This window comes from Aeromonas sp. OTU364, assembly GCF_038440395.1.
In the GTDB taxonomy this organism is placed as follows: domain Bacteria; phylum Pseudomonadota; class Gammaproteobacteria; order Enterobacterales; family Aeromonadaceae; genus Aeromonas.
Genome location: NZ_JASATR010000030.1, coordinates 12163 through 37196 on the forward strand (window position 1 = coordinate 12163; position 25034 = coordinate 37196).

Annotated in this window: 24 protein-coding genes; 15 read left to right on the forward strand and 9 right to left on the reverse strand. The window is 61.1% G+C overall.

Annotation, left to right across the window (positions count from 1 at the left end):
- Positions 1-28 precede the first annotated feature (28 nt).
- From rpsF to AAHB08_RS20415, 4 genes are all read left to right on the forward strand, one after another.
- On the forward strand, positions 29-415 hold the full coding sequence (gene rpsF, locus AAHB08_RS20400) for a 30S ribosomal protein S6 (RefSeq protein WP_005331771.1): 387 nt from the start codon (positions 29-31) through the stop codon (positions 413-415).
- Between the two features lie 32 nt (positions 416-447).
- Positions 448-678 (forward strand): 30S ribosomal protein S18, encoded by a 231-nt coding sequence (gene rpsR, locus AAHB08_RS20405; RefSeq protein WP_005313392.1) that lies wholly within the window; start codon positions 448-450, stop codon positions 676-678.
- A gap of 49 nt (positions 679-727) precedes the next feature.
- Complete coding sequence (gene rplI, locus AAHB08_RS20410) at positions 728-1174, forward strand: 50S ribosomal protein L9 (RefSeq protein WP_005331773.1); 447 nt, start codon at positions 728-730, stop codon at positions 1172-1174.
- A gap of 113 nt (positions 1175-1287) precedes the next feature.
- The gene (locus AAHB08_RS20415) at positions 1288-2031 is read left to right on the forward strand and encodes a ferredoxin--NADP reductase (RefSeq protein WP_342059928.1); all 744 of its coding nucleotides are present in this window, start codon (positions 1288-1290) and stop codon (positions 2029-2031) included.
- Between the two features lie 17 nt (positions 2032-2048).
- Here AAHB08_RS20415 and AAHB08_RS20420 read toward each other — a convergent pair whose 3' ends face one another.
- The 3 genes from AAHB08_RS20420 to AAHB08_RS20430 form a co-directional block, all read right to left on the reverse strand.
- Positions 2049-2246 (reverse strand): hypothetical protein, encoded by a 198-nt coding sequence (locus tag AAHB08_RS20420; RefSeq protein ID WP_342059929.1) that lies wholly within the window; start codon positions 2244-2246, stop codon positions 2049-2051.
- Positions 2247-2524: 278 nt separating this feature from the next.
- On the reverse strand, positions 2525-2905 hold the full coding sequence (locus AAHB08_RS20425; protein WP_342059930.1) for a hypothetical protein: 381 nt from the start codon (positions 2903-2905) through the stop codon (positions 2525-2527).
- Positions 2906-2931: 26 nt separating this feature from the next.
- Positions 2932-3222, reverse strand: a complete 291-nt coding sequence (locus AAHB08_RS20430) for a hypothetical protein (protein ID WP_202047389.1) — start codon at positions 3220-3222, stop codon at positions 2932-2934.
- A 247-nt stretch (positions 3223-3469) separates the two neighbouring features.
- Here AAHB08_RS20430 and AAHB08_RS20435 point away from each other — a divergent pair, with 247 nt between their 5' ends.
- Positions 3470-4468, forward strand: a complete 999-nt coding sequence (locus AAHB08_RS20435) for a Preprotein translocase subunit SecY (protein ID WP_342059931.1) — start codon at positions 3470-3472, stop codon at positions 4466-4468.
- 45 nt (positions 4469-4513) lie between these two features.
- Here the strand turns inward: AAHB08_RS20435 and AAHB08_RS20440 are convergent, their stop codons facing one another.
- Entirely contained in the window at positions 4514-4681 is a 168-nt protein-coding gene (locus AAHB08_RS20440; protein WP_162472074.1) for a hypothetical protein, read from the reverse strand.
- A gap of 56 nt (positions 4682-4737) precedes the next feature.
- Here AAHB08_RS20440 and AAHB08_RS20445 point away from each other — a divergent pair, with 56 nt between their 5' ends.
- From AAHB08_RS20445 to gshA, 4 genes are read left to right on the forward strand one after another with little or no spacing between them, the layout of a single operon-like run.
- Positions 4738-5715 carry an NADP-dependent oxidoreductase gene (locus AAHB08_RS20445; RefSeq protein ID WP_342059932.1) on the forward strand — a complete coding sequence of 326 codons (978 nt, stop codon included), beginning with the start codon at positions 4738-4740 and terminating at the stop codon, positions 5713-5715.
- The gene (locus AAHB08_RS20450; RefSeq protein WP_342059933.1) at positions 5712-6149 is read left to right on the forward strand and encodes a YqaA family protein; all 438 of its coding nucleotides are present in this window, start codon (positions 5712-5714) and stop codon (positions 6147-6149) included. Before AAHB08_RS20445 ends, AAHB08_RS20450 begins: the two co-directional genes overlap by 4 nt.
- 27 nt (positions 6150-6176) lie before the next feature.
- Positions 6177-8990, forward strand: coding sequence for a M16 family metallopeptidase (locus AAHB08_RS20455; RefSeq protein ID WP_342059934.1), 2814 nt, complete (start codon positions 6177-6179; stop codon positions 8988-8990).
- Between the two features lie 60 nt (positions 8991-9050).
- Complete coding sequence (gene gshA, locus AAHB08_RS20460; RefSeq protein WP_139436767.1) at positions 9051-10646, forward strand: glutamate--cysteine ligase; 1596 nt, start codon at positions 9051-9053, stop codon at positions 10644-10646.
- A 127-nt stretch (positions 10647-10773) separates the two neighbouring features.
- On the opposite strand, the gene AAHB08_RS20465 is transcribed toward gshA, so the two are convergent.
- Positions 10774-12093 (reverse strand): anaerobic C4-dicarboxylate transporter, encoded by a 1320-nt coding sequence (locus AAHB08_RS20465; protein WP_202047385.1) that lies wholly within the window; start codon positions 12091-12093, stop codon positions 10774-10776.
- A gap of 128 nt (positions 12094-12221) precedes the next feature.
- Complete coding sequence (gene aspA, locus AAHB08_RS20470) at positions 12222-13664, reverse strand: aspartate ammonia-lyase (RefSeq protein ID WP_139436763.1); 1443 nt, start codon at positions 13662-13664, stop codon at positions 12222-12224.
- A gap of 448 nt (positions 13665-14112) precedes the next feature.
- On the opposite strand from aspA, the gene AAHB08_RS20475 reads away from it, so the two are divergent.
- Positions 14113-14589 carry an FxsA family protein gene (locus AAHB08_RS20475; RefSeq protein ID WP_319917949.1) on the forward strand — a complete coding sequence of 159 codons (477 nt, stop codon included), beginning with the start codon at positions 14113-14115 and terminating at the stop codon, positions 14587-14589.
- A 37-nt stretch (positions 14590-14626) separates the two neighbouring features.
- Here the strand turns inward: AAHB08_RS20475 and AAHB08_RS20480 are convergent, their stop codons facing one another.
- Complete coding sequence (locus AAHB08_RS20480) at positions 14627-15961, reverse strand: MATE family efflux transporter (protein WP_342059939.1); 1335 nt, start codon at positions 15959-15961, stop codon at positions 14627-14629.
- 242 nt (positions 15962-16203) lie between these two features.
- On the opposite strand from AAHB08_RS20480, the gene AAHB08_RS20485 reads away from it, so the two are divergent.
- The 5 genes from AAHB08_RS20485 to AAHB08_RS20505 all read left to right on the forward strand — a co-directional run bounded on the left by AAHB08_RS20485 (position 16204) and on the right by AAHB08_RS20505 (position 20973).
- The gene (locus tag AAHB08_RS20485) at positions 16204-16497 is read left to right on the forward strand and encodes a co-chaperone GroES (RefSeq protein WP_005309514.1); all 294 of its coding nucleotides are present in this window, start codon (positions 16204-16206) and stop codon (positions 16495-16497) included.
- Positions 16498-16541: 44 nt separating this feature from the next.
- Positions 16542-18176: a chaperonin GroEL gene (groL, locus tag AAHB08_RS20490; protein ID WP_025325745.1), complete on the forward strand. Its 1635-nt coding sequence runs from the start codon at positions 16542-16544 to the stop codon at positions 18174-18176.
- A 95-nt stretch (positions 18177-18271) separates the two neighbouring features.
- Positions 18272-18769 (forward strand): molybdopterin-binding oxidoreductase, encoded by a 498-nt coding sequence (locus tag AAHB08_RS20495; RefSeq protein ID WP_139436757.1) that lies wholly within the window; start codon positions 18272-18274, stop codon positions 18767-18769.
- A gap of 25 nt (positions 18770-18794) precedes the next feature.
- On the forward strand, positions 18795-20726 hold the full coding sequence (locus tag AAHB08_RS20500; protein ID WP_342059935.1) for a putative bifunctional diguanylate cyclase/phosphodiesterase: 1932 nt from the start codon (positions 18795-18797) through the stop codon (positions 20724-20726).
- A gap of 58 nt (positions 20727-20784) precedes the next feature.
- On the forward strand, positions 20785-20973 hold the full coding sequence (locus AAHB08_RS20505; protein ID WP_106884960.1) for a hypothetical protein: 189 nt from the start codon (positions 20785-20787) through the stop codon (positions 20971-20973).
- Between the two features lie 85 nt (positions 20974-21058).
- Here AAHB08_RS20505 and rluA read toward each other — a convergent pair whose 3' ends face one another.
- Positions 21059-21715, reverse strand: coding sequence for a bifunctional tRNA pseudouridine(32) synthase/23S rRNA pseudouridine(746) synthase RluA (gene rluA, locus AAHB08_RS20510; RefSeq protein WP_342059936.1), 657 nt, complete (start codon positions 21713-21715; stop codon positions 21059-21061).
- A gap of 115 nt (positions 21716-21830) precedes the next feature.
- A complete protein-coding gene (gene rapA, locus AAHB08_RS20515; RefSeq protein WP_342059937.1) occupies positions 21831-24698 on the reverse strand; it encodes an RNA polymerase-associated protein RapA in 2868 nt (955 codons plus the stop codon).
- Positions 24699-25034 lie beyond the last annotated feature (336 nt).

The following is a 25034-nucleotide window of genomic DNA, read 5'->3' on the forward strand; positions in this document are numbered from 1 at the left end:
AGGCTGAATTAATCCGTAAGGAGCTAAAATGCGTCATTACGAAATCGTCTTCATGGTTCATCCGGACCAGAGCGAGCAAGTACCTGGCATGATCGAGCGTTACACCGGCGCTATCACCACCGCTGGTGGCACCATTCATCGCCTGGAAGATTGGGGCCGTCGTCAACTGGCTTACCCGATCGACAAGCTGCACAAGGCTCACTATGTTCTGATGAACGTAGAAGCTGAGCAGGCCGTTATCGACGAACTGGAAACCAACTTCCGCTTCAACGATGCCGTTATCCGCAACATGATCATGCGCACCAAGCACGCCGTGACTGAAGTTTCTCCGATGGCCAAGGCCAAGGAAGAGCGCTTCACCCGTCGTGACGACGAGCGCCGCGAAGATGCTGTTGAAGCGTCTTCCGAAGAGTAATTCTTAGATCACCGCATTAGAGGATAAAGGCCATGGCACGTTATTTCCGTCGTCGTAAGTTCTGCCGCTTCACCGCCGAGAACGTTACCGAGATCGACTACAAAGATATCGTTACTCTGAAAAACTACGTCACTGAATCTGGCAAGATCGTACCGAGCCGTATCACCGGTACCCGCGCCAAGTATCAGCGTCAGCTGGCACGCGCCATCAAGCGTGCTCGTTACCTGGCTCTGCTGCCGTACACCGATCTGCACAACAAGTAAGAATCGGTCCGGCACTTAAGCCTAACTCAACTTTTATAGAGGAAAGGTAATGCAAGTTATCCTGCTCGACAAAATCGCCAAACTGGGCGGTCTGGGTGATCAAGTCGCTGTTAAAGCTGGCTACGCCCGTAACTATCTGATCCCGCAAGGCAAAGCCGTTATGGCTACCAAGGCCAACATCGAGACCTTCGATGCTCGCCGTGCTGAACTGGAAGCCAAGCTGGCTGCCGGTAAAGCTGCCGCTGAAGAGCGCGCTGCCAAGCTGGGTGAACTGGCTGCCGTTGTCATCGCCTCCAAGTCTGGCGACGAAGGCAAGCTGTTCGGTTCCATCGGTACCCGTGACGTGGCTGAAGCCATCACTGCTGCCGGCGTCGCCGTTGCCAAGAGCGAAGTCCGTATGGGCAACGTTCTGCGTAACACCGGCGAGTACGAAGTTGTTGTTCAGCTGCACGCTGACGTCAAGGCAACCGTACAGATCCAGGTTGTTGCTCTGTAATAGCGATTCGCTTTGCAGAAAAAACCCGCGCACATGCGCGGGTTTTTTTCTTTTTGAATCAAGAGGGGATCCAGGGGTAAAGTGAGGTTCTGTTCCTCTGTAGGAGAATCTGTATGGCAGCCTGGGTCGAAGGTCATGTACTCGAGCGCATCGAGTGGACGCCCACCCTGTTTTCCCTGCGCATAGCGGCGGAGCTCGCCCCCTACAAGGCGGGGCAATTTACCAAGCTGGCCCTGCAACGGGGCGAGCAGCGGATCCAGCGCGCGTATTCCTTCGTCAATCCCCCCTCAGCCCCCTATCACGAATTCTATCTGGTGGAGATCCCGGATGGCGAACTGACTCCCTCTCTCGGTGCCTTGCAACCTGGGGATACCTTGCTGGTTCAGTCCCAGGCCACGGGGTTCCTGACCCTGGACGAACTCCCGCCGGGACGGGATCTCTGGCTGCTCTCCACCGGCACGGCCATAGGCCCTTTCCTCGCCATGCTGGCGGAGGGGGAGGCCTTCGAGCGTTTCGAGAATCTGGTGCTGGTGCACGGGGTGCGCAAGGGGGAGGAGCTCACCTATCAGGGCCTGATCACCAGCCTGGTCGAGCAGTATGGGCCCCGTTTTCACTACGTGCCCTTCGTCAGCCGCGAGCCCTGGCCCGGTGCGCTGGCAGGCCGGATCCCGGCGGCCATCGCCAGCGGCGAGCTGCAGGCCAGGGTCGGGCTCCCCTTCTCGGCCGAGCACAGCCAGGTCATGATCTGCGGCAATCCCGCCATGGTGAAGGAGACGCAGCTAACCCTGCTGGATCTCGGTCTTGCCAAGAACCTGCGCCGGGCCCCCGGCAACATCAGCATGGAAAACTACTGGTAGACGCCAGCAGGGGACGGTCAGCGACCTATCTTGTCACCGTCGTGCTTGCCAGAACCCTCGGCGCAGGCGCTGTCGCCCGGTGGCGACCGTCTGATGCCCTGTGCTTCCTGGTGGGCACCGGGATCCTGGGCGGCGCCGCGTCGGGCAAGAGGGGCTTCAAATGCTGCGCCGCTGTTCAATAGCCGGGCGAGCAGATGGGAGACGGTGTTGCGCATGATGGCCTCGATGACGGCTGGAGGAGAGGCAGTCTATCGTCGCCAGCCTTAACCGGGGCGGAACGGCACCTTGGCATCATTGCGTGGAACTGGTGAGAAATGAGCGGCGAACGTTTGTGAAATGGCCTGGTTCATGCTTTTTTGCCAAGGGTATCAAGGTGTTCCATTGAGCCTTGGCTGGTAGGATGGCAGTCGCCGGTACTCGTGAGCCGAGCGTAGAATATGGCGGCCACTGCCTGCACCTGCGACCGCATTCAGGGGCCGGAGCCCCCGAACCATCACTTTTTGTTGCCTTTCCCGTTACCTTTTTCTTTGTTCTTCCCGTTATCGTTGCTGTCCCAGCCGCTCTTGTCGTGGCCCTTGCCCGGGTTGTTGCCGCTGTGGATGCTGCGGTTGTAGTGGTCGCGATACTTGCCATCCATGTCGTCGCAGTTGAGTTTGATACTGCTGCTGCGGGTGCTGATATCCAGGCAGTTGTCCTGCCACCAGTCGTACTCCTTGTCGTCCCAATCCAGGCTGATTTGGCCCCGGTCGGTGGAGATCTTGACGTCGTCATTGTTCTTGGAAGGAGGCGCAGCAAAGGCGACGCCGTGGGCAATGAACAGAGAGAGCAGCAGGGCGCTGCGGTTGATCATGGTATTGCGCTTGGGGTGTGTCATATCAGAGAGGCTCCTGTCGTGACTGGTCACTGTTCCGGGCTGGCCGGGATTTGGTTGGTGCTGGGGGGTTGGTTGCGAGGCGTCTCATCATCCAGGTTGAGCTTCGTGCCCTTGCAATCGGGCGAGGTCTCCTCACCGACCCCCAGATCGAGACAGCCGGTCTGCGACCAGTCAAATTGCGTGTCATTCCAGTCCAGTTTGAAGGTGAGCGCGTCAACGGAGAAAGTTTGATCCCCCTGCTCCTGAGCCTGGACCGATGAGGTGGCGGTGCCGGCAACCAGAAGAAGGGAGAGCAGCAGCGTAGTCGTTCTGTTCATGATGGCCTCGGATAATGGCAATAGGGAGTCAGTGTAGCGCGCCGGGCTGAACCCGGGCACAACGAAAACATGCCCTGCAAGTCTGAGGTCGATTGTAGCGGTTTTCTGCTGCCGATTTGTCCGTTTTGGTCGCACTATGGACAGCTGGTTATCCATATGAAGGAATTCAGGTATTTGCCCTTCTCTCCGACCGCCCGGTGACTATAATCGGCAGCCAACTTTTCCTGCACGGCACTCCCTCTTCATCATGACCACACAGGCTCCTGCCGCATTGCGCTATCCCAAGGGCTGGTTCGCACTGACCACGGTGTACAGTTTTACCGGGTTGGCCATTCTGGCCTCCATCGTCTTCTCCCTGCTGCTGTTTCTCTCCATCGACGACAACCCGCTGATGAAGTGGCTGTTTGGCGGCCTGGCCATCATCTTCGAGCTGGGCAAGTTCTATGTCTGGTATGAATACGGCGAGTGCAAGGCGAGGCGGGATCTCGGCGGAGCCTTCTGGTCGCTGCTGTTTTACAGCGTGCTGGCCGCCATCTCCATAGGTGGCAGCATAGGCGGCATCAACAGCGCCACCAATACCATCCTGAGCCAGCAGGCGCGCCACGAGCGGGAGATCGCCCGCTTCGACGAGCAGATCGCCAGCATAGAGCGGCAGATCCAGCTCAACGAGGAGGCGGCGCGCAAGTACATAGAGATGGCGCGGATCTCCAGCGGCGTGAGCGGGTTGCAGCAGGCCAACACCCGGCTCAGGTTGAAGCAGGATGAGCTGCGCCAGGAGCGTGACGCCAAGCCTGTCAATGAGCAGTCCTCCATGTTGGGGCTGATGAGCAGCCTGGCGGACGGGGTGGGCATGAGCATCAGCCAGGTGCAGTTCCTGCTGGTCTGCTTCCTGTCCGTGTTGCTGGATGCGTTCGGCGCCTTTTTCGTCAGCCTGATCGGCGAGGAGAACCGCTTCCGCCGTCAATGGCAGTGGCTGCGGGCGCGAGAGCAGGCCGAGGCGCGCGAGAGCGAGTCAGCTGCCGCCGCGCCCATGGTGGTGAGCAGACCCGAGCCCGCACCGGCCGTGGTGGCCCAGGTGCGCGGTGCGCTGATGAGTGGTGAGCTCAAGTGCAGCAAGCGCAAGGTGGCCGAGGCTCTCTCCCTCTCGCTGGAAGAGGTGGACAGGGTGTTCCAGCATCTGATGGCCGAGGGAGTGCTGGGGCAGGGCAGCAACCGCCACTACCACCTCAGTGCGCAGGCGGGTTGAGATCCGGGCCACCTCAGGGTGGCCTTTTTGTTGCCGCAGGGGGCGTCAGTGGGTGAGCACCATCATCAGGCTGAAGAAGGCGGCCAGTCCCCCACCTATGCCGATGATCCAGTAAAACCCCTTGGCACCCTGCTTGAGCGGAATGCGGAAGTAGAGCAGAAATGCCCACCACCCCAGGGCCAGCAACAGAGGAATAAGAAACATTCGAGCCATGGTGTCCTCGCTGTTATTCTGTTGATCCTTGATCAATCAACAGGATGGATTGTGCAATGACGCAGCTACAGATTACCGCATTCGGCGACCCCTCGGTACTCAAGCTCAACCCCTCCCTCGACAAGGTGCCCGCCGAGGGGGAAGTCCGGGTGCGCATCTGCTTTGCGGGGGTCAACCCCATCGATGCCAAGACCCGGGCCGGCCTCGGCTGGGCGGCGGCCCAGAACAAGGACAAGCTGCCCTGGACCCCGGGCTATGACGTCTCCGGCGTGGTGGAGAAGGTCGGCCCCAATGTCACCACCCTGGTGGAAGGGGATGCGGTGTGCGGCATGGTCGGCTTTCCCCTGACGGCCGGTGGCTATGCGGAATCTGTGGTGGTACGCGAAGACGAGCTGGTCAAGCTCGACGGGGTCAGTCTCAAGCAGGGGGCTGCGCTGCCCCTGGCGGGCCTCACCGCCTGGCAGGGACTGTTCGAACACGGTGCCCTCAAGGGCGGACAGCGGGTGCTGATCCTGGCGGGTGCCGGTGGCGTGGGCCATCTGGCGGTGCAGTTTGCCGCCGCCTACGGGACCCAGGTCGTGGTCACGGCCGGGCCTGACAACCACAGCTTCCTGCACGGGCTGGGCGCCAGCCAGATGGTGGATTACCACGACGCCGACTGGCCTTCACAGGTGGTGGCGGCTGGCGGCCCGGTGGATCTGGTGCTGGATCTGGTGGGGGGCGAGAGCGGCAAGGCGGCACTGGCCTGCGTCAAACCGGGTGGCCGCCTGGTGACTGTGCCCACCATCACGGCCCAGCAGATCAAGGAGGCGGGGGCCGAGGCGGGCATAGAGGTGCTCGGCATGCTGGTTCACCCCGATCAAAAACAGCTGACCCAGGTGCTGATGCTGCTGCGTCAGGGGGATGTGCATATCACCATCTCCGGTGAATATGCGTTGGCGGAAGGGGCGCTGGCCCATGGCGCCATCGAGGGCGGCCATGTGCGGGGCAAGCTGCTGCTGCGCATGCCTGCCGCCGACGGCCAGCCCGGATGAACGACATTGCCGAGATGGGGCTGGGCTGGCTGTTTCTGAGCGCCTTCACCTCAGCCACCCTGCTGCCCGGCAGCTCGGAAGTGCTGCTGGGGGCCATGACCACCCGGGGAGAGTGGAGCATGGCCTGCCTGCTGCTGTGGGCGACGCTGGGCAACACCCTGGGCTCCATGACCACCTGGTGGCTGGGCCGGCTCGCCACATTGAAGAAAAAACCGGAAGATTTTCAAGGCCGTGGGGAACAAAAGGCGCTCGCCTGGCTCAAACAACATGGTCACTGGTGCCTGCTGCTCGCCTGGACGCCAGTGATCGGCGATGGCCTCTGCCTGCTGGCCGGTTGGCTTCGCTTCTCCTTCTGGCGCTCTCTCATCCTGATCGGGCTCGGCAAATTGTTTCGTTATGCCCTGGTGTTTCTGCTGGCCAGCCAGATCTTCTAGCCCATTCTTGTCACTCACGAGGTAACCGTGAACAAACTCATTCCATTAAGCATTCTCCTGGGGTTTTCCCTGCCCGTGCTGGCAGCGCCCACCCTGGTGTCCGAGCAGGTCAAGCAGGAAGGCAAGCTCGGCATTCCCTATCAGATGTACAGGCTGGACAACGGCCTGACCGTGATCCTGGCGCCGGACAAGTCTGATCCCCTGGTGCACCTGGATGTCACCTATCACGTGGGGTCGTCGCGCGAGACGGTCGGCAAGTCGGGGTTTGCCCACTTCTTCGAGCACATGATGTTCCAGGGCTCCAAGCACGTCGGCGATCAGGAGCACATGCGGATCATCAACGAGGCCGGTGGCGAGATGAACGGCACCACCAACAAGGACAGGACCAACTATTTCGAGACGGTACCGGCCAATCAGCTGGAGAAGGTGCTCTGGCTGGAGGCGGATCGCATGGGCTTCCTGCTCGATGCGGTGAGCCAGAAGAAGTTCGAGATCCAGCGCGCCACCGTCAAGAACGAGCGGGCCCAGCGCATCGACAACCGGCCCTACGGCCTGCTGAGCGAGAAGGTGGGGGAGGCGCTCTATCCGCGCACCCATCCCTACTCCTGGCAGCCCATCGGCTATGTGGAGGATCTGGACAGGGTCGATGTGAACGACCTCAAGCAGTTCTTCCTGCGCTGGTATGGCCCGAACAACGCCACTCTCACCCTGGGGGGCGACTTCGACACCCAGCAGGCGCTGGCCTGGATTGAGCAGTACTTCGGCCCCATCCCCCGTGGCCCCGAGGTGGCCGAACCGACGCCCCAGCCTGCGACCCTGCCCGAGACCCGCTATGTGACGCTGGAAGACAAGGTGCACCTGCCGCTGCTCTATATCAGCTACCCGACCGTGTCCCTTGGGGATCCGCAGGAGCCGGCGCTGGACATCTTTGCCGACGTGCTCGGCGGCTCCGCCAGCTCCATGCTCTATCAGTCCCTGGTCAAGACCGGCAAGGCCATCGAGGTGGGGGCCTCCCACTCCTGCGAAGAGCTGGCCTGTACCCTGGCGGTCTATGCCTATCCGAACCCGGCGGTGGATGGCAGCCTCAAGACCCTCAAGGGGGAAGTGGACAAGGTAATCGGCGAGTTTGCCGGTCGCGGCATCAAGCCAGAGGATCTGGAGAAGGCCATCAGCAGCTATCGCGCCTCGGCCATCTGGGGGCTGGACAGCGTGTCCGGCAAGGTGAGCCAGCTCGCCATGGGGCAGGTGCTGGCCCAGGATCCCAACTATGTGTTCAAGAACCTGGATGCCATAGGTCAGGTGAACGCCCAGCAGGTCAAGGCGGCCTACGACAAGTTCATTGCGAACAAGCCGGCCGTGGTGCTGAGCGTGGTGCCCAAGGGCAAGACCCTGTGGCAGGCGGCTACGCCCAACTTCACCCCGGCCAAGCGCGAGTTGCCGGATTACAGCCAGCATGGGGAGCCGCTGGCCCTGCGCCCGGTCAAGGACAGCTTCGATCGCGGCGTGCAGCCCAGGACGGCGGAGGCGGTCAGCGTCAAGGTGCCGGCCATCTGGCACGGCAAGCTGGACAAGGGTATCGAGATCATCGGCACCCGGAGTGACGAGATCCCGGCCGTCTCCATCATGATTGCCCTGCCAGGCGGCATCCGGGCCGAGGGCAAGGGCGAGCTGGGGCTGGCCAGCCTCACCGCTGCCATGCTGGGGCAGGGGACGGCGCGCCTCTCCGAGGCCGAGCTCAGCGACGAGCTGCAAAAGCTCGGTGCCAGCATCAGCGTCTCGACCGCCCAGTACAACAACCTCATCACCATCAGCAGCCTGACCGACAAGCTGCCCCAGACGCTGGCGCTGGTGCGCGAGGTGCTGCTGCAACCCGGCTTGCGGGAGGCGGACTTCGAGCGGCTCAAGGCGCAGATGCTGCAAGGCATGAAGCAGAGCGAGCAGCAGCCCGAGTGGTTGGCGGGGCAGGCGTTCCGTGAGCTGGTGTACGGCAAGCAGAACCGCCTCGGCCAGCCGACCGACGGGGTGCTGACCGACGTCGAGAAGCTGACCCTGGCAGATGTGAAGCGCTTCTATCACGCCTACTACAACCCGACCAACGCCAAGGTGGTGGTGACCGGGGATGTGACCCAGCAGCAGGTCGAACGGCAGCTCGGCTTCCTCACCCAGTGGCAGGGGGCGGCTCCGATCCTGGGGGATCTCAAGCTCAAGGGGGAGCAGGCCAAGCCGGGCATCTATCTGGTGGACAAGCCGGGGGCGCCCCAGTCGGTGATCCGCATCGGCCGCCGTGCCATGCCGTTTGACACCACGGGGGATTACTTCGTCGCCAACCTGATGAACTTCAACCTGGGGGGCAACTTCAACAGCCGTATCAACCTCAACCTGCGGGAAGACAAGGGCTACACCTATGGTGCCAGCTCGGGCTTCCAGGCGAACCGCGAGGCCGGCGTGTTCGCCACCGGCGCCAACGTGCGCACCGATGCCACCGCGGATGCCATCCGTCAGTTCCTCAAGGAGATGGATGGCTACCGCGGGAGCGGACCCACCCCGGTGGAGCTGGCCTACATGCGCAGCGCCGTCTCCCAGCAGGATGCCCTCTCCTACGAGACGCTGGGCCAGAAGGCGGGCTTCCTGCTGCAGATGATCATGTACGACCTGAAGCCGGACTATGTGCAGGCCCAGAGCCAGCTGATCAAAACGGTGTCGCCCGAGACGCTAAAAGCCAGTGCGGCACGCTGGCTGGACCCGGCCGACATGGTGATTGTGGTGGTGGGGGACAAGCAAAAGCTTGAAAAACCCTTGAGCGAGCTTCATCTTCCCATCTATCCGCTGCAACTGCCCTGAGGGGCGTTGCAAAAAAATGAGCGCCGCCCCAGGTGGGGCGGCCATACATGAGCCGTGAATATGACTACTACTAGCTTGTCGCTCACCGAGTTGCTGGCTGCGCTGGGTACCCCGGATCGGGTGACCGCCCTCAAGGGGATCCGGCGCGGGATCGAACGTGAATGTCTGCGCATCACCCCAGAAGGGACCCTGGCCCAGACCGACCACCCCAGAGGCCTGGGGTCGGCCCTGACCCATGCCAACATCACCACCGACTACTCCGAGAGCCTGCTGGAGTTCATCACCCCGGCGACCGACTCCATCGAGAGCCTGATCGAGCAGCTTGGCGACATCCATCGCCACGCCATTCATCACCTGGGGGATGAGCGGATCTGGCCGCTCTCCATGCCCTGCTTCGTCGGTGACGAGGAGAGCATCCGCCTGGCCCAGTACGGCAGCTCCAACATAGGCCGGATGAAGACCCTCTATCGCCAGGGCTTGAAGAACCGCTACGGCAGCCTGATGCAGGTGATCGCCGGGGTGCACTTCAACTTCTCCATGCCGGACAGCTTCTGGTGCGAGTGGCAGGACCTGGTGGGCGAGGGGTGCTGCAGCCAGCGCTTCATCTCCGACAAGTACATGGGGCTTATTCGCAACGTCTACCGCTTCGGCTGGCTGGTGCCCTACCTGTTCGGTGCCTCCCCGGCCATCTGCGACTCCTTCCTCAAGGGACGCAAGAGCAGCCTGCCGTTCCAGAAGATTGGCAAGGGGACCCTCTATCTGCCCTATGCCACCGCCCTGCGCCTGTCCGATCTCGGTTATACCAACAGCGCCCAGGCGGGGCTCAAGATCAGCCACGACAACCTGCCGGCCTATGTCAGCAGTTTGCGCCGCGCCATCAACACCCATGATCCCGAGTTTGCCAAGATAGGGGTCAAGGTGAACGGCGAGTACCGCCAGCTCAACGACAACGTGCTGCAGCTGGAGAACGAGCTGTATGCCCCTATCCGGCCCAAGCGCACCCCCCGCAGCGGCGAGAAGCCCTCGGATGCGCTGGAGCAGCGCGGCATCGAGTACATCGAGCTGCGCACCGTGGACGTCAATCCCTTCACGCCGTTCGGCATCGAGGTGGATCAGATCCGCTTCTTCGATCTGTTCCTGGTCTGGTGCCTGCTGCGCCCGTCTCCCGTGCTGGGTGACGAGGAGATTGCCCGCAACCGTCGCAACCAGAACAAGGTGGTGCTGGAAGGGCGCCGCCCCGGTCTCGAGCTTGAAGACGAGCAGGGCAATGCCATCGGCCTCAAGGAGTACGGGCTCAAGCTGTTCGACGAGCTGGCCCAGGTCGCCGAGCTGCTGGATCGCTGCTGTGGTCGCAACCGCTACCGCGAGACCCTGGCCATGCACCGCGAGAAGCTGCTCAACCCCGAGCTGACCTACTCCGCCCGCCTGCTCAAGCAGTTGCTGGAAAGCGGCCAGGACAACGGCTGCTTCGGCGACGCCCTGGCGAGCCGTTACCGGGAAGAGATGCTGAGCGGTGAGCTGCAGTACTGGGATGAGGCCTACTTCGCCGGCGAGGCGCGGGACTCCCTGGCCAAGCAGCGGGAGCGGGAGCGCAGTGACAGCCTCTCCTTCGATGACTTCCTCGCCGACTATTTCGGCACCCGGCAGACCAGCTGAGGACCTGCCCCTGATGACGAGAGCCGCTCCCTTGAGCGGCTTTTTGATGGGCGTAGAGGTGGGATCTGGCCCGCTGCAGGCATAAAAAAACGGCCCCGAAGGGCCGTCTGCAAGGAGTGACGCGTCATCAGAGGATGAGACCGCCGAAGAAGAAGCCCAGCGCCACTGCCATGGCGATGGTGGCCACGCCCGGGATGAAGAAGGGGTGGTTGAACACCGCCTTGCCAATCCGGGTGGAGCCGGTGTCGTCCATCTCGACCGCCGCCAGCAGGGTCGGGTAGGTCGGCAGCACGAACAGGGCGCTCACGGCGGCGAAGGAGGCGATGGCCGCCAGCGGGCTGACGCCCAGGGCCAGCGCGGCCGGCATCAGTGCCTTGGTGGTGGCACCCTGGGAGTAGAGCAGCATGGAGGAGAAGAACAGCACCACGGCCAGCAGCCAGCTGTACTGGCTCAGCAGATCGCCGGCGAACGCCTGGATCTCGACCATGTTGCCCTTCACGAAGACGTTGCCGAGCCAGGCCACACCCAGTACGCAGATACAGGCGGACATACCGGACTTGAAGGTGGGCATGTTGGTGATCTGGGCGGCGTCCAGCTTGCAGAACAGCACCATCAGGGTGGCGGCGGAGAGCATGATGCCCATGATGGCGCCATCGCGGGGGATGGGCGGGCTGCTGATCAGGCCCACGTTGCCGGAGATGGCGGTGGCATAGGCCATGACGGCGACGATGGCGACGATGAAGATGCCGACGGAGAGCTTGGCGTAAGGCTTGAGTTCCACCTTGCTGGTGCCGCGCAGCTTGATCAGGCCCTTGGCCTTGCGCTCCAGATAGACTTCATCCTGCTCCAGCGGCTTGCCCAGCATGTTGGCCACGAAGGCACCCAGCAGACAGGCGATGAAGCTGGACGGGATGCAGATGGCCAGCAGGGTCAGGTAGTCGACACCGAGGGGCTCCAGCATGCCGGAGAAGGCAACCACGGCCGCCGAGATGGGGGAGGCGGTGATGGCGATCTGGGAGGCAACGACCGCGATGGAGAGCGGACGGGACGGGCGAATACCCTGCTCCTTGGCCACTTCGGCGATCACCGGCAGGGTGGAGAAGGCGGTGTGACCTGTCCCGGCCAGCATGGTCATCAGGTAGGTGACGACAGGGGCGGCGAAGGTGATGTGCTTGGGATTCTTGCGCAGTGCCTTCTCGGCCAGGTGCACCAGGTAGTCCATCCCGCCGGCGAGCTGCATGCAGGCGATGGCGCAGATGACGGACGCGATGATCATGATCACGTCCCAGGGCAGGTAGGTCACCAGCTGATCGCTCGGGATGGGCATGCCCAGACCCCAGGTCAGCACCAGCACCCCCAGACCACCGGCAAAGCCGATGCCGATGCTGCCTATCCGGGCCCCCAGATAGATAGCGGCGAGCACCACAAGTAACTCGATTCCAATCATAGCGAACACTCCATTTTCCAGTTTTTTTAGGTTTTATTAGGCAGAAAGCCAATTCCCGACGGGACTAGCAGGAGGCCGCTCGGGAACTGACTCTATGGGGCCGGGATATACCCGGCCCAGGATTCCGTTTATACGGTGGCTTCGCGGGTGTAACGCTTGGCCTTGTATTGCGGATTCATCAGGTTCTCGATGGAGAGGATCTCGTCCAGCTGCTCGGCGGTCAGCAGGCCGCGCTCAAGCACGACTTCGCGGACGTTCTTGCCGGTCTGGGCACAGATCTTGCCGACGATGTCACCTTCGTGGTGGCCGATGAAGGGGTTCAGGTAGGTCACGATGCCGATGGAGTTCAGCACGTGGTTCATGCAGATGTCCGGGTTGGCGGTGATGCCTTCCACGCACTTCTCGCGCAGGGAGATGCAGGCTTTTTCCATCAGGCTCAGGGATTCGAACATGGCCTGACCAATCACCGGCTCCATGACGTTCAGCTGCAGCTGACCGGCTTCGGCGGCGAAGGTGATGGTGACGTCGTTACCGAATACCTTGAAGCAGGACTGGTTGACCACTTCCGGGATGACCGGGTTGACCTTGGCCGGCATGATGGAAGAGCCCGCCTGCATTTCCGGCAGGTTGATCTCTTTGAGCGCGGTACGGGGGCCCGAGGAGAGCAGACGCAGGTCGTTGCAGATCTTGGACATTTTCATGGCCAGACGCTTGATGGCGCCGTGCAGCATCACATAGGCGCCGCAGTCGGAGGTCGCTTCGATGAGATCCTCTGCCGGCACATAGGCACGACCGGTGATCTCGGCCAGACGCTTGATGGCCAGGGCGGAGTACTCGGGCGGGGTGTTCAGGCCGGTACCTATGGCGGTGGCGCCCAGGTTCACTTCCAGCAGCAGCTCCTGGCAACGCTTGATGGACTTGATCTCTTCGCGCAGGGTGACGGCGAAGGCATGGAACTCCTGACCCAGGGTCATGGGGACTGCGTCCTGCAGCTGGGTACGACCCATCTTCAGAATGCTCTTGAACTCGGCAGCCTTGGCATCGAAGGCAGCGATCAGTGCTTCCAGGGCATGCAGGGTGGTGTCGGTGCTGTTGACCACGGCCACGCGGAAACCTGTGGGGTAGGCGTCGTTGGTGGACTGGCACTTGTTGACGTGATCGTTGGGGTTGATGACGTCGTAACGGCCCTTCTCCAGACCCATCAACTCGAGGGCGATGTTGGCCAGCACTTCGTTGGTGTTCATGTTGACGGAGGTACCGGCGCCGCCCTGATAGACATCGACCGGGAACTGGTCGAAGCATTTGCCGGTGTTCAGCATCAGGTCACAGGCTTCGATGATCTTGTCAGCGATCTCGGGACGTATGGTGCCCAGCTCACCGTTGGCCAGTGCGGCGGCCTTCTTGGTCAGCACCATGCCACGGACAAATTCGGGAACGTCAGAAATCTTCTGAGTGCTGATCTTGAAGTTCTCGACGGCGCGCAGGGTGTGCACACCGTAATAGAGATCGTTGGAAACTTCTTTGGTGCCCAGCAGGTCTTCTTCAATGCGGACGTTCTTGATGTCGCTCATTGTAATGCCTCAGAAATCAGATAAATGGAAACGATCCTCACCGAGTGGTCGCGACTTCCTTACGCACATTTCATCCTGAAGCACCACACATCGGGTGGGGCAGTGGGGAGCCGATGGCTCCCTGTGCAATGACTGGGATAGATCTTACCTCAATTGAGGTATCTGATATTAGACTTGGATCACTAAATTTGAGGCAACCCCAAATATCTTGTGGTCATTAAACAGATATTGCAATTGAGCGATTAACTTTGACAGAACAATCACTTCAATCACAGTTGGGCGACCAAATATTTCTCCCGAATCCGAGTTGTCTGACGCCGCGGACTTGAAAAACCGGCATGGCTCCCCATTTTAGTGACAAGAGACCTGCGCGATGGCGAGCTGGCATGGGCCATACTCCGCTCACTGCGTGATGGCAGGTTCATTTATTCACCGCACTGAGGTTGCTATGGGCAAGTTGTTACTGTTGTTGGTTGGCCTGGTATTGCTGGAGCTCACCGTGATGATAGAGGTGGGCTCGGTGATAGGCGCCTTGCCGACCGTGGGCCTGCTGGTACTGACCGCGGTGCTGGGCTCTTCCCTGGTGCGCAGCGAAGGGATCAAGACCCTGTTCAGTGCCCAGCAGAAGATGCAGCAGGGCGAGATGCCGGGCCGCGAGGTGATGGGTGGCATGATGCTGGCGCTGGCCGGTCTGCTGCTGATCATTCCGGGATTCGTGACCGACTTCTTCGGCATCCTGCTGCTGCAGCCCTGGCTGCGCAACAGGCTGGCCGACAAGCTGGTGGGCAGCAGTCAGTTCAGGATGCAGATGGGGGGCTTCCAGGCACAGCAACCACCGTTCGGGGTGCGCCCTGGCGAGGGGCAGCCGGATCAGGCCAAGGGTGGCGGAACCACGATTGAAGGGGAATTTGAACGCAAAGAGTGAGTGAACGGAATCGGCCGCCATATCGGGGGCCTCGCCGTCAGGGGTGGACCTGATGGCAGAGCCCCTCAAACCTGCGGTGGGCATAGCCCCAGGCCAGCAGTCCCGCCGTCAGGTTTGCCAGCAATATCCCCAGATAGATCCCCTGCTCTCCCCCCAGTTTTGCCCCCAGCCAGGCCCCTGGCAGCAAGAAGACGAACAGCCGCATGCCGTTGAAGACGAATGATACCGTCGAGGCTCTGACCCCATTGAGGGCCGAGGCCAGCAACATCACCATGCCCTGAAAACCGTAGCCGATGGGCACCAGATGCAGGTAGAGCACGATGAGGCGCACGACTTGCGGGTGATCGCTGAACAGGTTGGCGATGAGGGGGGCCAGCAGCCAGACGAGGCCGTAGATGGCGAGCTGGAACAGCAGGGCGAACCGCATGCAGAGCAGCAGGGCGGCCCTGGCTCTCGCCGGATTGCCCGCTCCGCAGTTCTGCGAGACGAAGGGGGCCAGCACGGAAGAGAGCGCCATCATCACGATCAGCAGCAGCGCCTCTACCCTGGAGGCGGCGCCGTAGGCGGCGACCACCTCGGTACCCAGGCCGGCGAAGATGACCATCAGCACGGCATTGGCCAGCGGGTTGAGCATGTTGGTAAACGATGCGGGCACGGCCACCTGCAGCAGGGCGCGCCAGTGGGCCAGCAGCCGCGGGCGAGGGGAGAGGCGCCATGACAGCAGTTGCTCCCGCTTGCGCAGTATGTGCAGGCTGACCAGCATGGCCATCAGCCAGGAGAGGGAGGTGGCGATGGCGGCGCCGCGGATGCCCCACTCGGGAAAAGGGCCGGGCCCGAAGATGAGCAGGGGATCCAGTATCCCGTTGACCAGGCCGGCCACCCCCATCACCAGGCTGGGGGTCTTGGTATCCCCCGTGGTCCGGATGGCGGCATTGCCGACCATGGGGATGACCAGCATGGGCACGGTCAGATACCAGATCAGCATGTAGTCGTGGATGAGGGAAATGAGCTCGGCACTGGCCCCCAGCAGGGTAAAGAGGGGCTCTATGGTCAGCGCCCCCAGCACGGCGAGCAGGGTCACCAGGATGACGGCCAGGAACAGGCAGTCGGTGGTGATGCGGGCGGCCTCGTCGTGACGGCCCTGGCCCAGGGCATGGCCGAGCAGGGCACACAGTCCCGCTCCCAGCCCCATGGTGAGGGAGGTGACCACGAAGGTGACCGGGAAGGTGAAACTGATGGCGGCGAGCGCCTCCGTGCCCAGCATGCCGATAAAGAAGGTATCGACCAGGTTGAAGGCAAGGATGGCAACGATGCCGAGGATCATGGGCCCCGTCATGCGCAGCAGCACTGGCGTCATGGGGGCGGTCAGCATGGGGTTGGGTCGGCTCAAGGCAGGGTCTCTATGTGCTCTGGGCCGAAATGCTGGCCGCGTCCATCCGCCTTCCTAATTGGGGGTGGGTGATCCATCGAAGATACTCATAGTACGTGAAAATATTTTTTTTGTATTTGCCCTTGAAGGGCTACCCATATTGCCCCAGATCAGGGGCATAACAAATTTGGCCGACTGCGGCCATTCCTCAAGCAACACAGAGACTCATTTTGGGAGAGTTATCGATGAAAATTCGTCCACTGCACGACCGCGTCATCATCAAGCGCATCGAAGCTGAAGCCAAATCCGCTGGCGGCATCGTCTTGACTGGCACTGCGGCCCAGAAGTCCACCCGTGGTGAAGTTCTTGCCGTGGGGACTGGCCGAATTCTGGACAATGGCGATGTCAAAGCCCTCGCCGTCAAGGTGGGTGACAAGGTGATCTTCAACGAAGGCTACGGCGTGAAGACCGAGAAGCTGGATGGCCAGGACGTGCTGATCCTGTCCGAGACCGACATCCTGGCGATTGTCGAAGAGTAATCACCTCCCCCCTTTTTCCCGAATTGATTTAAGGACTGAAGAACATGGCAGCTAAAGAAGTTAAGTTTGGCAACGAAGCCCGCATCAAGATGCTGGAAGGCGTCAACATCCTGGCCGACGCCGTCAAGGTGACTCTGGGCCCGAAAGGCCGCAACGTGGTACTGGACAAGTCCTTCGGTGCCCCGACCATCACCAAGGATGGCGTCTCCGTTGCCCGCGAGATCGAGCTGGAAGACAAGTTCCAGAACATGGGCGCCCAGATGGTCAAGGAAGTCGCTTCCAAGGCCAACGACGCCGCCGGTGACGGTACCACCACTGCGACCGTACTGGCGCAAGCCATCGTCAACGAAGGCCTGAAGGCCGTCGCCGCCGGCATGAACCCCATGGATCTGAAGCGCGGTATCGACAAGGCCGTCGTGGCCGCCGTCGCCGAGCTGCAGGCCCTGTCCCAGCCCTGCGCCGACAACAACGCCATCGCCCAGGTCGGCACCATCTCCGCCAACTCCGACGAGAAAGTGGGTGCACTGATCGCCGAGGCCATGGACAAGGTCGGCCGTGACGGCGTGATCACGGTGGAAGACGGTCAGGGTCTGGAAGACGAGCTGGCCGTGGTAGAAGGCATGCAGTTCGACCGTGGCTACCTCTCCCCCTACTTCATCAACAAGCCGGAAACCGGCTCCGTCGAGCTGGATGACCCCTTCATCCTGCTGGTGGACAAGAAAATCTCCAACATCCGCGAAATGCTGCCGGTGCTGGAAGGCGTGGCCAAGGCGGGCAAACCGCTGATCATCGTGGCCGAAGACGTGGAAGGTGAAGCGCTGGCGACCCTGGTGGTCAACACCATGCGCGGCATCGTGAAAGTCGCCGCCGTCAAGGCACCGGGCTTCGGTGACCGTCGCAAGGCCATGCTGCAGGATATCGCCATCCTGACCGGCGGTACCGTGATCTCCGAAGAGGTGGGCATGGAGCTGGAAAAAGCGACCCTGGAAGATCTGGGCCGTGCCAAGCGCATCGTCATCACCAAAGAGAACACCACCATCATCGATGGCGTGGGTGATGCCGCCCTGATCGAGAGCCGCGTGGCTCAGATCCGTCAGCAGATCGAAGATACCTCTTCCGATTACGACCGTGAGAAGCTGCAAGAGCGCGTGGCCAAGCTGGCCGGCGGTGTTGCCGTCATCAAGGTTGGCGCTGCCACCGAAGTCGAGATGAAAGAGAAGAAAGCCCGTGTTGACGATGCCCTGCACGCCACTCGCGCTGCCGTAGAAGAAGGCGTGGTTGCCGGTGGTGGTGTGGCGCTGGTGCGCGTGGCCGCCAAGCTGGCCTCCCTGCGTGGTGACAACGAAGACCAGAACGTGGGTATCAAGGTCGCCCTGCGCGCCATGGAAGCTCCGCTGCGTCAGATCGTCATCAACGCTGGCGAAGAAGCCTCCGTCATTGCCAACGCCGTGAAGAACGGTGAGGGTAACTTCGGCTACAACGCCTACACCGAGCAGTACGGTGACATGCTGGCCATGGGCATCCTGGATCCGACCAAGGTGACCCGTTCTGCCCTGCAGTTCGCCTCTTCCATCGCCGGCCTGATGATCACCACAGAGTGCATGATCTCCGAGCTGCCGAAGAAAGATACCCCTGCCATGCCTGATATGGGTGGCATGGGCGGTATGGGTATGATGTAATTCCGTCATAGTCATCAAACGGCTCGCTTTTGCGGGCCGTTTTTTTTAGTGCTACTAAGCTGAAGCTGTTGATAGTGAAATGATCTGAGGTGAGCATGCGAACATTAGGTTTGATCCCGTTACTGTTTTCCCTTGTCGTTCCCACCATGGCATTGGCCGCTCCCGAGGGGCCGGTGATCCTCAAGGTGACGGGGAATCTGGATCCCGCCAACCCCGCTGATGGTGAGGTTGATTTCGACATGGCCATGATCCAGGCCCTGCCACAGCATGAGATAGTGACGAGCAATCCCTGGGTGGATAAACCGCACAAATACGTGGGGCCCAGGCTGGCGGACGTGCTGACGGCGGTGAAGGCCAACGGCAAGAGCATCACGCTCACCGCCTTGAATAGTTTCCAGATCCGGATCAACTGGGATAAGGTCAGGCAATACGATCCCATCCTGGCCTGGCAGGATGATGGGGTGACCATGCGGGTACGTGACAAGGGGCCGCTCTGGTTTATTCTGCCGCTGGATCAGCATCCCGAACTCAAGCGATCCGAGTTCACCGACATGATGATCTGGCAACTGAGCGCAATCGATATTCAGCAGTAAAGACGGTGACTTGCGGGAGCATTGGGTGAAAACGAAGACCAGGGCCTGGCCCTTACTCGGCGTTCTTTATCTATCCATTCTGATATTCACGGGTAGCACGCTCTATTGCCTGGTGCAGATACAGAATGCGACCCGGGTGATGGAGAAGTACACCTATGACGTCTCCTGGGCCTTGATGCAGTTGCAGCTCGAGCTGGGGCGCTTTCTCAATGCCGTCGAGATTTACCACTACGGCGGCATCGACCATGAAACCCTGCTGCTGCGTTACGACATTCTCTGGAGCCGTACTCCCATACTGCTGAGCGGCCAGCTGCGCAAGAGCCTGTCGGACAATCCGAAGACGCTGCGACTGGTCCAGCTGACCGAGAGCAATATCCGCAAGCTGGAGCCGGAGCTGACCAGGCTGAAGCCGGGGATGCCGGACTACCAGCAGATCATGATGACCCTTGCGCCCTTGCAAGAGCCGCTCTCCTATTCCCTCGCCTCCATGATGCAGAAGAACATCAACGTCTATTCGGGCAATGACAAGCGCTTCGGCCAGCTGCGCGATGCGCTGTTGTTCATGGTGTTGGGGCTGGTGATCTCGGTGATCCTGCTCAGCGGCCTGCTGGTGCGCGAAGCCAGGCGCCATTTCAGAACGGCCCGGGTCGATCCGCTGACCGGCCTGGCCAACAGGTTGGCCTTGCTGGAGAAGATGGAGTCCTATGTCAGCCGTGATACTCCCTTTGGTCTGGTACTGATCGACATCAACGACTTTCGGGACATCAACAGCAAGTTCGGCTACAGCACAGGGGACATACTGCTGCAGGAGCTGGCGAAGCGGCTGCGTGCCCTGTGTGAAAACGGCGAGTGGGTGGCGCGTCTCGGAGGCGATCAACTCGCCATGCTGCAACGGGACAGCAGCGACCTGCGCCAGGTCAGGGAGCTGGTGGCGAGGGTTCTCCACGCCATCAAGCAAGACATCATCATCGACAGCTACCCCTTCCGGCTGGAGGTGGGCATAGGCATCGCCTTCTTCCCCACAGACAGCAACCAGACCCAGGAGCTGCTGAGCCGGGCGGAGCAGGCGCTCTTCCACAGCCGCAAGACCCATGTGCCCTATGTCATCTATGACAGCTCCCTGCTCAACGAAACCGCCAGGCGCAAGCACCTCGCCTCCGACATGGTGATGGCCCTTGAACACAATGCCCTGGAGCTCTATTACCAACCCATAGTCAACCTGGAGAGCGGTCGCTGCGAGGCGGTGGAGGCGCTGCTGAGGTGGCGTCATCCCGAGCTTGGCTTCATCCCGCCCAACGAGGTGATCCAGGTGGCGGAAGAGTTCCAGCTTGCCGAGAAGCTGGGGAGCTGGGTGCTGAACACGGCGTGCGAGCAGCTCCACCAGTGGCAGCACCTGGGCTTGGTCGATCTGCAGATGTGCGTCAACATCTCCCCTGGCATGTATCAGCGCAACCTGTTGAAGCTGGTGGCCAAGGCGTTGATGGAACACCATATTCCCGCTTCCTGCCTGGTACTGGAGGTGACGGAAGACACCACAATGCGCGAGGTGAAGAACTCGCTGCAGCTGATGCAGGATCTCAGTCAGCAGGGGATTCACCTGGCGTTGGATGACTTCGGAACCGGTTACTCCTCTCTCAGCTATCTGCAGAAGCTGCCGGTGAGCAAGGTGAAGATAGACAGATCCTTCATCCAGGGCATAGACACCTCCATCGAGGCGGCCGAGCTGGTGGCCAACATCTGCCGCATGGGCTCCATGCTGGGCAAGAAACTGGTGTGTGAAGGCATCGAGACCCAGGGGCAGCTCGACGTGCTGCGCTCATTGACCGACATCCATCTCTATGGACAAGGCTATCTATTCAGCCGCCCGGAGCAGGCGTCCAAGGCCTATCAGACCCTGCTGGAGATGGAGGAGCGCTGGCTGGCACGGCGTGCACCGGACAAGGCATACCTGCTCTGAACGATATGGCTCATGTCTCGCGGGCCCCGGCCGATAGTCTCTTGGCAGGAGGTACACAATGGATATTTCTAGCTCTGCAAATGCGTCGTTTGGTTCTGCTCTGATGGTGGCCAGCCTGGCCAAGAAGCAGCAGACCCAGGAGGGCGAATCGGCTTTGAAACTGCTGGCAACGGCAGCTCAGTCCGCTCCGGCGGCGCCGACATCGGCCAGCGCTTCCCTCGGAAGCAGGATCGATATTCGCGTCTGACCTGAACGAAAAAGCCCCCATCTTTCGATGGGGGCTTTCTTTTTTATGGGGTTTTATCTGACGGCTTCACTGCTCGGTACAATGCTCAGACCGGGAAGGGGGCCGGGGCCTCGAAGGTCATCCGCTCGCCGCTGCGGGGGTGGCTGATGGTCAGCATGGCCGCATGCAGGTAGAGATGAGGGGCTGCCGCCAGCGCATCCAGATGGGCATAGAGGTTGTCACCCAGAATGGGGTGCCCCAGCTCCAGCATGTGGACGCGCAGCTGGTGCGAGCGACCCGTGATGGGGGTCAGCTTGATCAGGCTGTTGCCGTTCTCCACCTTCAGTTTTTCCCACAGGGTCAGGGCGTGACGCCCCTCCTCATGATCCACCTTCTGTTTCGGGCGGTTGGGCCAGTCGACGCAGAGCGGCAGGTCGACCTGACCCGAGTCCGCCTCCGGCTCGCCCCACACCCAGGCGAGGTAGTGCTTCTCGGTCTCCCGCTCGCGAAATTGCCGGCTCAGCTCCCGATGGGAATTGGGATTGAGGGGAATGACAATGACGCCAGTGGTGGACATGTCGAGGCGATGAGCCGCCGCCGCCTTGGGGTGCTGCTGCTTCACCCGATGCAGGACGCTGTCTTCATTCTCGGGGCCGCGCCCGGGGACGCTCAGCAGGCCAGTGGGCTTGTTGACCACCATGATGTCCTTGTCCTTAAACAGGATATCGAGCCAGGGTTCCAGGGGCGGTGAGTATTCAAACATAAATGTCTCGCATCAGAAGGTGGGGGCAAGCCCCCATCAGTTATGGGTAACCACGATAAAGCGGCATTGGGTATCCAGTTTGAGCTGGGTCTGGCCGCTGACGGTCGGTACCTTGTCAGTTATGGGTGACCACGATAAAGCGGATGGCATCCAGCTTGAGTTGGGTCTGATCAATCAGGTGGTGCAATTCTGCCTGCAGATTGCGTAGATAATCCAGTTCGCTGTCGCGCACGTTCGGGTTGACTGCCTTGAGCGCTTCCAGACGATCCAGATCCTGCTGCAGGGTCTGCGCCATCTGGGCACGGGCCTTGTCGACAATCCCGGCTTTCAGCTCTTCGGCAATCGGTTGAGCCTGGCCAATCAGACCGTGGATCACCGGCTGCGACGCGGTGACCAGCTTGCTGCCGAGGTGGCGGTTGACCGGAGTCAGTTGGCGGTTGAAGGCATCGAACGCCACTTTCTCACCCAGATTCTGGCCGTTCTTGTCCATCAGCAGACGGATCGGCGTCGGTGGCATGAAACGGTAGAGCTGGGGATGGGCCGCAGACTCGGCAACGAAGATCAGCTCCAGCAGGATGGAGCCGATGGGCAGCGCCTTGTTCTTGAGCAGTGCGACCGAGGTGGCACCGATCTCGGAGCCGAGGATCAGGTCGATGCCGCCGCGCATCATGGGGTGATCCCAGGAGAGCAGCGCCATGTCATCCCGCGACAGGGCGGTGTTGCGATCGAAGGTGATGGTCATGCCGTCTTGCGGCAGGCCCGGGAAGCTGGAGACCAGCATGTGATCCCCCGGGGTCAGCACCAGCGCGTTTTCGCCACGATCATCCTGGTTGACGCCGATCTCATCGAACATCTTGAGGGCGAAGGAGATCATGCCGGTGTCGTCATCTTCGGCGGCCAGCTTGTCGACCAGCTGCTGGGCGGCGGCGCCACCGCTGGAGTGGATCTCCAGCAGGCGATCGCGACCCTGTTCCAGTCGGGCCTTGAGCGGCTCGTGCAGTTCGCGGGTCTTGATCAGTAGGGCGTCGAGAGTCGCCTGATCGCCGGTGTTGGCGGCCAGCAGCTCGAACAGTTCATCGCGCACCGCTTCGAATACCGGGCGAGCGGTCGGGCAGGTCTGCTCGAACGCGTCCAGACCATCGTGATACCAGAGCTGCAGGGCGCGCTGGGAGGTGCCCTCCAGATAGGGTACGTGGATCTCGACGGTATTCTGCTGACCGATACGATCCAGTCGACCGATCCGCTGTTCCAGCAGATCCGGATTGAGCGGTAGATCGAACAGCACCAGATGACTGGCAAACTGGAAGTTGCGACCTTCTGAGCCGATCTCGGAGCAGAGCAGCACCTGGGCGCCACCCTCTTGCTGGGCGAAATAGGCGGAAGCCTTGTCCCGCTCGAGGATCGACATCCCTTCGTGGAACACGGCACCACGGATCCCTTCACGGGTACGCAGCGCCTCTTCCAGCGCGATGGCGGTGGCCGCTTCGGAGCAGATCACCAGCACCTTCTGCTGGCGGGCAGAAAGCAGCAGCTCCAGCAACCACTCGACGCGCGGGTCGAACTGGGTCCAGGTGGCGTTGTCGCCTTCGAACTGCTGGAAGATCTTCTCGGGATAGAGGTAGCGCAGGGCACGGGTCTGCAGATCGCCGCCGTTGCCACCCATCATGCCCATCACCTTGATGGCAGTCTTGTACTGCTCCGGCAGCGGCATGGGGTAGACGTTGAGGTGACGCTCGGGGAAGCCCTGAATATTGGCGCGGCTGTTGCGGAACAGCACCCGGCCGGTGCCATGCTGATCCAGCAGCTTGGCGACCGCCTGCTGGCGGGCAGCAGCATCGCTCAAGTCCAGCCCTTCCAGCTGGCTGGCGAGGATCTGCCTGGCTTCATCGCTCAGGGTCTCGCCATCCAGCAGCTCCTGCGCGGCGCTGGCGACCTGACCATAGGCCTGCTCCTCGGCGAGGAAGGCCTCATAGTCGTAGAAACGCTCCGGGTCGAGCAGGCGCAGACGGGCAAAGTGGCTCTGATGGCCCAGCTGATCCGGGGTGGCGGTCAGCAGCAGCACGCCAGGCACTTGTTCGGCCAGCGCTTCCACCATTTCATAGGCGCGGCTCGGCGCCTCTTCGCTCCACTCCAGGTGGTGCGCCTCGTCGACAACCAGCAGATCCCACTCGGCTTCCAGCACCTGTTCGAAGCGACGACGCTTCTTGCGCAGGAAGTCGAGGCTGCAGATCACCAGCTGTTCGGTCTCGAAGGGGTTCTCCGCATCGGCGAACGCCTCGATGCAGCGCTCCTCGTCAAACAGGGAGAAATGCAGATTGAAGCGGCGCAGCATCTCGACCAGCCACTGGTGCTGGAGAGTCTCGGGCAGCAGGATCAGCACCCGATGGGCGCGGCCGGAGAGCAGCTGCTGATGGATGATCATGCCCGCTTCTATGGTCTTGCCCAGACCCACTTCGTCCGCCAGCAGTACGCGCGGGGCGTAGCGATGACCCACTTCATGGGCGATATAGAGCTGGTGCGGGATCAGGCTGACCCGGCCACCGGCCAGACCGCGAGTCGGGTTACGGCGGCGCTGGTGCTGGTTGATCAGCGCCTCGTAGCGCAGGGTGAAGCGGGACATCCGGTCGATCTGGCCGGCGAACAGGCGATCCTGCGGCTTGTTGAACTTGATAAAGTTGTTGAGAAACACTTCCTTGAGGGCAACGGGCTCATCATTGTCGGTGCGAACACCCACATATATAAGCAGGCCGTCTTTCTCCTGCACTTCTTCGACCGTCATGGTCCAGTCTTCGTGACTGGCAATCTGATCGCCCACATTGAAGCTGACCCGGGTGACCGGCGCCTCTTCTTTGGCATACATGCGGTTTTCACCGGTAGCCGGAAACAACAGGGTAACCATGCGTCCTTCAACAGCAACGACAGTCCCCAACCCCAGATCCGTCTCTGTATCACTAATCCAACGCTGGCCAAGTGCAAAAGGCATTAAACTCTCCAAAGCCCAAGAGTGTGAGAATCGCAAAGGGGCGCTATGTTACCCGAAGGCCGGATCCCGATCACCATGGTTATGGCGTTCGGGAAAAGCAATTCGATACAACCTTGATCTACCGACACCCTTGACCCCGCCAGGGGTAGAAAGTGCCTGCATACGGAACCCTGATTGAGCATTTAAACATCATCCTGGTTGATTGGTGAGCGGTTGAGCCGGAAATGAGAATTTTATGCGAAATCACCCTTGCCAATCCGAGCTGGCTCCCTATAATGCGCCTCCATCGACAGGGCAAGCGGCAACGCAGAAAGCCAAGTCGATAACCTCGAAAAG